This window comes from Cyanobacteriota bacterium (genome assembly GCA_025054735.1).
Lineage (GTDB): Bacteria > Cyanobacteriota > Cyanobacteriia > SKYG9 > SKYG9 > SKYG9.
This window is the reverse complement of record JANWZG010000164.1, coordinates 1-7946: the sequence shown is the minus strand read 5'-3', so window position 1 is coordinate 7946 and position 7946 is coordinate 1. Positions and strand designations below refer to the sequence as shown.

Annotated in this window: 8 protein-coding genes; 4 read left to right on the top strand and 4 right to left on the bottom strand. The window is 48.2% G+C overall.

The features are described 5' to 3' along the window. Positions 1-1145: hypothetical protein (locus NZ772_09525; protein MCS6813793.1), on the bottom strand; the 1145-nt coding region annotated here is incomplete at its 3' end. An 818-nt stretch (positions 1146-1963) separates the two neighbouring features. Between NZ772_09525 and NZ772_09520 the strand changes: the two genes are divergently transcribed. Then, complete coding sequence (locus NZ772_09520) at positions 1964-2668, top strand: Crp/Fnr family transcriptional regulator (protein ID MCS6813792.1); 705 nt, start codon at positions 1964-1966, stop codon at positions 2666-2668. Positions 2669-2752: 84 nt separating this feature from the next. Further along, a complete protein-coding gene (locus NZ772_09515; protein ID MCS6813791.1) occupies positions 2753-3460 on the top strand; it encodes a DUF2232 domain-containing protein in 708 nt (235 codons plus the stop codon). A gap of 38 nt (positions 3461-3498) precedes the next feature. On the opposite strand, the gene NZ772_09510 is transcribed toward NZ772_09515, so the two are convergent. Then, positions 3499-4818, bottom strand: a complete 1320-nt coding sequence (locus tag NZ772_09510) for a dihydroorotase (protein ID MCS6813790.1) — start codon at positions 4816-4818, stop codon at positions 3499-3501. Positions 4819-5002: 184 nt separating this feature from the next. On the opposite strand from NZ772_09510, the gene lepB reads away from it, so the two are divergent. Beyond that, the gene (lepB, locus tag NZ772_09505; GenBank protein MCS6813789.1) at positions 5003-5605 is read left to right on the top strand and encodes a signal peptidase I; all 603 of its coding nucleotides are present in this window, start codon (positions 5003-5005) and stop codon (positions 5603-5605) included. A gap of 2 nt (positions 5606-5607) precedes the next feature. Then, on the top strand, positions 5608-6066 hold the full coding sequence (locus tag NZ772_09500; GenBank protein MCS6813788.1) for a hypothetical protein: 459 nt from the start codon (positions 5608-5610) through the stop codon (positions 6064-6066). Position 6067: 1 nt separating this feature from the next. On the opposite strand, the gene NZ772_09495 is transcribed toward NZ772_09500, so the two are convergent. Both NZ772_09495 and NZ772_09490 read right to left on the bottom strand, forming a co-directional pair. Continuing rightward, entirely contained in the window at positions 6068-7255 is a 1188-nt protein-coding gene (locus NZ772_09495) for a retroviral-like aspartic protease family protein (protein ID MCS6813787.1), read from the bottom strand. A gap of 15 nt (positions 7256-7270) precedes the next feature. Further along, positions 7271-7946, bottom strand: a 676-nt coding sequence (locus NZ772_09490) for a DUF928 domain-containing protein (protein ID MCS6813786.1), incomplete at its 5' end; no start/stop codon positions are given.

Sequence of the window (7946 nt, the reverse complement as noted above, 5' to 3'; positions counted from 1 at the left end):
ATGTCCTGGGTTTGCTGGTGGGGTGTACGATCGTCAGCTTGAGCAACCCCTGGCTGAGGTGAGCCTAGATTTAGATCTGAAATATCCAAATCATCCAAATCCATGCCCTCTAGGCTAAAGCGACTACTTAACGAACCACTTAACGAACCATCAGTGGCAGATGGCATCTCCATGCCCGGATAGGGCATATCGATAACAGGTGGCGTAATTCCCAACTGATCTAGCACGCGCTGGGTCTGGGGAGTCAGCCGGGCTGTAGTGCCCAGAGTTGAGGATGACTGGCTATCTGAAGTAGCTGTATTCGCCAGTGATGGGTTAGCAGAAAGATACGAGCCTTGCAAATAGGCAGCAGTTTCTTGCCCCAACCGTTGCACCAAAAAATTCATCCAAGCGGTGAACATCATTTCACCCTGCTGCCCCAAGCTATGCATCTTTTGCAGGCCCTGAGACAATGACTCTTCGTAGGTTCTGAGATTATGTTGCAGAGATTCACAAACAATCCGCAGCGTTGTGTCTAGACTCATCAATAGACGATCGGATTGGGCCTGAAGAGCCTGCAATTGCTGAATTTGCTGTGTAGCATAGCCCTGCCCCAGCAACTCAGGACTAGTAACCTCACCCGACAATACCTGACCTGATGATGGCAGGCTAGACTGTGTCAAAACTGCTTGCAGTTGGTTAATTAACGTGCGCAGTGCTTCCAGTGGTAATGCCGACGACTCTTGACTCTGTAGATAGTATTGTTTTCGTAGCTCTAACTGGGTAATTTCCGCCTGTAAGGCAGCACGCTGTTGCTGCAATCGTTCTATATCCGCCTGAATAGGCTGTAGCAAGCCTGCCCGCAGATAACTTAGTTCATGCATGACCGCTTGAAGAATTTGCTGGGATACTTGCTGCGGTTGCATGGCATCTGTCACATGGCTCATGCTACCTCCACTCCAGCCAGGGCGATCGTCTAACCGGTGATTTCCCATACTACTCGGCTCAGGATTCAAGCTAGCTAGATAGCTACGAACCCGCTCCAAAAGTTGCCGCTGCTCTGCTGTCCCTCCTGACATTACCCATGGCAAATTAGGAGTTGCCCTTCCAAGTACTCCATCAATGTCTGCGATTAGTGCCTGTAGCTGTTCTCTCTGACCACTCACAACTCGGATCCCTGACTACACTTGAATAATAGCAATAGTGTTATGCCCACCTTGATTATGTCTAACCCGTCTAACAAAGTTGTCTCGGATTAGAACCCGCACCATCTAACCTGTATTACCTGATAGTGCTGTCCTACAGTAATTAAGCCTCCTTTTATCAATGCAGATTGGTATGTTCATCAATTTAGTAAGTTAGTAAGTTCATCAATACTTCATCGATGTAGTTCGTTAAAGTCCACTGAAATAGTTTTGGTTTCCATGAATGTAAGAGTTAAGGCATCTACTAGTATTCCCATGTACTAGTATTCCCATGTAAGTGCCAACTAGTTATGGTTGATTATGATTTTCTATACTTTCACCGTTACCAAAGTACGTGATTATTAACCTAATAGCTGCCAGCCATGATTGCCAGAAGTGTATGCTAGAAACCCAAAAACGTAACGCTTTTTTAGAAAACTAAATTTAACCAAGCTAAGTAAAGTTTGTTATGCTCTAAAGCTATATTCTGGCTATTCAGGACTACTGAAAAGCACATGCCGATAAATTTTTTATCATTAACACTCTCTACCTTTAGCAATGCGTCTACATACTAACCCTCTTAGGATTTCAGAGACTACAGTCACGCTAGTTTGATTTGCTAAGACATTAGTCTACTGAAATCATAGACAGATAGATGTAGTAGGAGTCACTTGCAAGTCTTGCTGGAACGTAGAACCATAACGCTATAGTGTCCTGTAACTTAGATTCAATACAATTGACTATAACTATTGACTATAACTATAGTCTAAGCTCAAAACTGTTGTTGTCTGCTGAACCCAATGGAAGAACGCTATAACCCTCGCGATAGCCAAGCCCATGCTGCAATGGTACGATCAGCCCCCTTCTTTCAGGGGCTCCCTGATAGCGCCATAGAGCGGGCAACAGCGCACATGGTTACCCGTGAGCATCCCGCTAATCAGGTGATTTTGCTAGAAAATGACTGGGGAACATCCGTCTATTTCATCTTAGATGGCTGGGTGAAGATTCGCACCTACAACCTGGATGGCAAGGAAATTACCCTCAATATTCTAGGTAAGGGGGAACTGTTTGGCGAGATGGCTCCCCTAGATGAAGTACCGCGATCGACCGACGTAATCACCCTAGCTCGCACTACAATTGGCAACATGCCTGCCCAAGACTTTGTGCAACTGCTGAGTTCAGAACCTCAAGCGGGAATCCGGCTAGCTCAGTTGATGGCACGCCGTTTGCGCCAAGTCAATCGCCGTTTACGTCTGCGAGAGTCTGATAGCACGTCGCGGGTCGCAGATATTTTGCTATTCCTAGCAGAAGGCCAGGGGAAACGTACCAGCGAAGGGATTGAGATTCCCAACTTACCCCATCGAGAATTGAGTAGCCTGAGTGGGCTAGCAAGGGAAACAGTAACACGAGTCTTAAATAAACTAGAAAAGAAGGGGACGATCATTCGCGATCGAGATGTGTTGTGCATTCCAGATCTAATCGCCATCGAACGCATGATGCTCTAGAGCTTAGTTAGCGTCATTACGAGTTATCTGAATGCATCAATTGGATACCTAGATCCCAATTCACCCTCTTGTTACTAACCCCCAATGTCTGACTTACCTAATCCTCGCCCTGACACGATCGCCTCAAATGCTAGCGATTTGGAACAGTGGCAGCCATCGCCCCTGAAGGCAACCCGGCATAAAACTGTCACACTTGTTATGGTCGAGACAGCGTTCCTAGCCAGTGCATCGAGCCTAATTTGGCTTGTCAATTATTACTTTCCTCTAGGGCCAGTACTGCGTATCTTTTTTCCTATCCCTATTGCGCTCATCTATCTCCGATGGGGCGGACGCGCTGCCTGGATGGGCACAATTGTTTCTGGGCTGCTACTTTCTGTGTTGATGGGGCCGCCCCGTAGCATCCAATTTGTTATCCCTTATGGGGTAATGGGCGTACAGTTTGGGGCTTGGTGGCGATGGGGCATGAACTGGTATAGCAGCATTGCCATGGGAACGCTGTTAGGAACGATTGGCTTCTTTTTCCGCATTTGGCTAGTATCTATCCTACTGGGTGACGACCTCTGGCTTTATGTCACCACCCAGATTACTGAGTTGGCTGAGTGGCTGTTCATTAAACTTGGCCTACTGGCACAGCCGAGCCTATGGTTTGTGCAGATATTGATCATCACGATGGTAGTCTTGAATAACTTGATATATGCCTTTGTTGTGCACTTAGTGGCATCACTGATGCTGGAGCGGCTAGGGAACCCAATTCCTGCGCCTCCCAAGTGGGTCGAAATTTTGCTGGAATAACGGTTTTGGCATTGGTGAGAGACTAGCGCAGAGATTGGCTAGATAAACTGTAATGCTTGTCCTCTTACCTTATGGTTCAGTTGCCCCCGATTGTACACAATCTGTCCACCAACGATCGTCACCTGCGCCCAGCCTGTTAAGTTCCATCCCTCAAACGGACTCCAACCACACTTCGTCAACAGGTCTTCTCGGCGGACTGGTTGATAGGCATTCAGATCCACCAACACCAAATCAGCATCATAGCCCGGAGCAATTTTGCCCTTGTTGGGAATTCCATAGGCTTCAGCCACTGCTGTTGACATCCAGTGGGCTACCTGAGCAACTGTGCAACGTCCCTGAGCTGCCTGGGTCAACATGAGCGCTAGAGAAGTCTCCACTCCCGGCATCCCTGAGGGACTGTTGGGATAGGGCTGTGCCTTTTCTGCCAATGTGTGGGGTGCGTGATCAGTGGCAATAAAGTCTAACACTCCATCCAGAAGTGCTTGCCACAAAACAGCATTGTCGTGGGGCGATCGTAGCGGTGGGTTCATCTGGGCTAGTGTGCCAATCTGCTCATAGGCATCTGTATTCAATAACAAGTGTTGAGGAGTGACCTCTGCCGTGACCCATGCTGGCTTGTCTTGCCGCAGCAACTCCGCCTCCTCTGCTGTAGACAAGTGTAAAATATGTAACCGTCGCTGATACCGTTTTGATAGTGCTAGGGCCTGCTGAGTAGCTAACAGTGCTGCCTGGCTGTCTTGGATTTGGGAATGAATTGCAGGATCTGTTATGCCTGCGAACTGTTGTCGGCGTTGAACAATCCGAGCTTGATCTTCAGCATGAACAGCAATCAACCGTGATCCCTGAGAGAAAATCGTTGCAAGTACCGATTCCTCAGATACTAACAGCTCACCATGCATGGATCCCATAAAAATTTTGATCCCTGGTGTGGGGCTTGCAGTCAGCAGGTCAGGCAAATTCGTAGCCGTAGCGCCAATAAAGAAACCATAGTTCACAAGGCATTTTTCAGCCGCTCGTCTTAACTTGTCGTCTAATGCAGCCTGAGTAGTGGTGAGTGGTCGGGTATTGGGCATCTCTAGAAATGATGTCACACCACCTCTAGCACAAGCGCAGCTAGCTGTGAACAAGTCCTCCTTGTGCTCTAATCCTGGTTCACGAAAATGCACTTGGGGATCAATAACTCCAGGGAGCAATGTTAATCCCGTAGCATCTAATTCAGGAATCTGGTCAGGGTTGGCAATATCTGAAGCAATTTGAGTGATTTTGCCGTTGTGGCTGCTTAAATCACTGCGAACAAATTCGCCGTTAGCCAGCAAGATGTTGGCATTTCGTATGATCAACGGAGAAACAGCAGACATATTGGATCTGTCGTGGCTATGATGGAAATGACTGTCTATGCATTTTCCCTCAATCTGTAGGACATGCTATCGTGACGATACATTATTTCTGGTCTACTCGATAGACTGTTCATCTCCCATCAACAGCCTCACCAAGTCTAGTGTGGAGACACGTTTACCGTAATTGTCCTAATTCCTGAATGATATGGCTGAGAATAACCCAATAGAACTAACTGCTGATAAATCTGCTAAAGGGCAAGCACAAGTCCCAGAAAATCCTTGGGTAGAAGGTGTAAAGACGATCGTCCTCAGTGTTGTTCTAGCTCTGGGCATTCGTACATTTGTAGCTGAGGCTCGTTGGATCCCGTCGGGATCAATGCGACCAACATTGATCGAAAGAGATCGCTTGATTGTTGATAAAGTCTCCTATCGGTTCAGTGCACCCCAACGAGGGGATATCATTGTTTTTGAACCTACCGATGCTCTTAAGGAGCAGAAATTCAAAGATGCTTTTATCAAGCGTGTAATTGGTCTACCGGGTGAAACTGTGGAAGTGAATGGTGGACGAGTCTTTATTAACGGTAAACCATTGCGAGAACCTTACATTGAAGAGCCTCCAAACTATCAGTGGGGACCGAAGGTGATTCCCGATGGGCAATACCTAGTCTTAGGAGACAATCGTAATAATAGCTACGATAGCCACTATTGGGGATTTGTGCCTCGCGATCGCATCATTGGCCGAGCATTTGTGCGCTTTTGGCCTCCTGATCGCATTGGGGGACTCAGTTCACCCTCAGCGTCACCGTAACTATGGCACCTGTGCGGATTATTCAATGCCAATTCCTGCGTGCAATACAGGTGCTAGGGATTGCTGCACTGATTTTCCTAGCGGTGGGGTTATCTGCTTGTAGCCCATCATCAGTATTGCCTAGTGATGTAGTAGAACGAGCACTAGCAATGCACCTTGGTCAGACTGCTGAGTTATTGGCTCAACAGTTGAGATTGCCATCTACGACTCTACCCTTGGTAGACATCCAGCGATTTCGCATTGTTAAGAAACAAGCATTACCAATCGAGAACCTATTAGGCTATCAAGTGCAAGGCTTGTATGATGCCATCCTCTACTGGCCAGAACGGCGCTTGACACAACGCCAGCAATCATTCACGCTTTACCTACAACGTCAGTCGGAAGGCAAAACATGGCGCTTGGCCTATCCAATTCCCCAAGCAGATGGCAGTTTCACGTGGAATACACAACAGATTGAATGAGTTATGGGCGCAAGGGTATCAACTCTAACCTGCCCGACGTGGGATAGCCAAGGGGACTGCGCTGGCCAAATTGCCAACGTTGCTGGTAACGGTTGAGAAAGTTTTGTCCAACAATGCCGTCTACTTGCAAGAGATCCAACGGTTCGCTGTTTAACAAAACGATCGCCTGCAACTGATTAACCTGGTGAGTTTGGATAAGCACTTGATTTAAGGTCACCAGTTTGCCAGTTTCAGAACCACAAAATCCTTGCACTTCCATGGGTTCTGCTGCTGCGATATTAATCTGCAAGCGTCGTGCTAGCGCAGGTGATAGCACCATCCAAGTTGCCCCTGTGTCCAACGCTAGAGTGAATGGCCCTCGACCATTAATCTGCACTGAAACCGTCATCAGGCCCATTTTGCCTTGCAATGGGATTCCTGTCTTACTGAGCGGGGTAGGAGGTGAGAGTTGCAACTGTCGCGATCGAGGATTAATCATGACATCAAATCCACTGAGGAAGTCCATCCCCAACACTCCCCCTAGCCGCCCTGGAATGTCTTTGCGCTCTAGGCCCATGCCCCTAAGACCCCGAACAGTAGCATTACCCACCTGAAGGGTAGGCAACGGATGCACAGTCGCCTTCACGTTTGTACAGTCATTTCCCACCACCATGTAAGACAACAACCTACTGGGAATTTGAGTGCCACGCAAGCCTAGCCGACGGGCAATTTGACTATCGATAATAGAGCTAGAGGCACCTGTGTCCACAAGAAAAGGATAGGTTTGATTCCCTATCCGCACCGGAACCGTAAAGACATCATCTCCTGGTAAAACCGTTAAGGGCACCATTGCTCGCCCTTGGCTGTCAGGTAATGGCACTTGCGCTCCACTAGCTTGCACTAGGGCCAACATCCGTGCTTCAGCATCCTGACGCACCTTCCCCTCTGGGGTTAACACCACCACCCGGAAGGTACAATTCATCGAAGCAAGTTCTAAGGCTTCTTGGGAAAAGAGTCGCTGACGAATAATATCCTGCTGAACACATTGCCCTACTTGCTGCAACAAGGTTCGCCCCAAGTTGCCCTGCGCTAGAGTTGGTGACACGGTTAGCCCACTGGATGCTATGAAGACGATTGCCCCCAACCGTTGCCATTGATGCTTTAAGTACTGAAGAAGCTGTATATGACTAACCACCAGGAAACTAGCCATTTAAGACCTGTGATTTTAACGAGATGAACTAGCTTGCACTTGACAGCAGGGTACGATGGCTTCTTTAGCTAGACTCTCTAGCCTAATGACCTGCATTAGGCTTTCCCAATCAGTTTGCACTGAGCGATCGTTGGGATTTGCCTGCCGTAACTCCACCAGACTAATAAGGGTTTCATGCCAAAGACCACTAGCCGCGTAAATTGTCGGACGCTCTCGTGCTGTTGCTGTCCGCAGGCGCTCTTCTAAACTGGCACTAGCCTTTACACGCTGCACAAAGCCTTCTACTTGCAAGTCACCACTCCGATCCAGAGGGTCACAAAATACGCGAAATACCCAGTAATAGGTACGGTTTAGTTCCAGCGGGGGAACTGTACCATTATCAGGTAACCTCAAGCTGATTACGCCTGGTGTCCCATCTAGGTTCAACCGAGTTTCATAGAGTTTTTTGCGGTTAGCACCATAGGAATCGTAGAGCGTAAACCGACCAACCTTGAGGGAATTGGCAGGCACGTACCAGAAGAATGTGGGATATGCTGCCAGAGTTGCACCAATGTTGGATTCTGGAATCAGTGCTACCAGGTTGGGTGACGATTTGCCGTTGATTGCGATCGTTCTACCAGCAGGTGATGGCTGTGGACTTTCCAGGGTACAGCCTCTAGTGCCTGCACCCTCACGACGACCCGGTATGCCT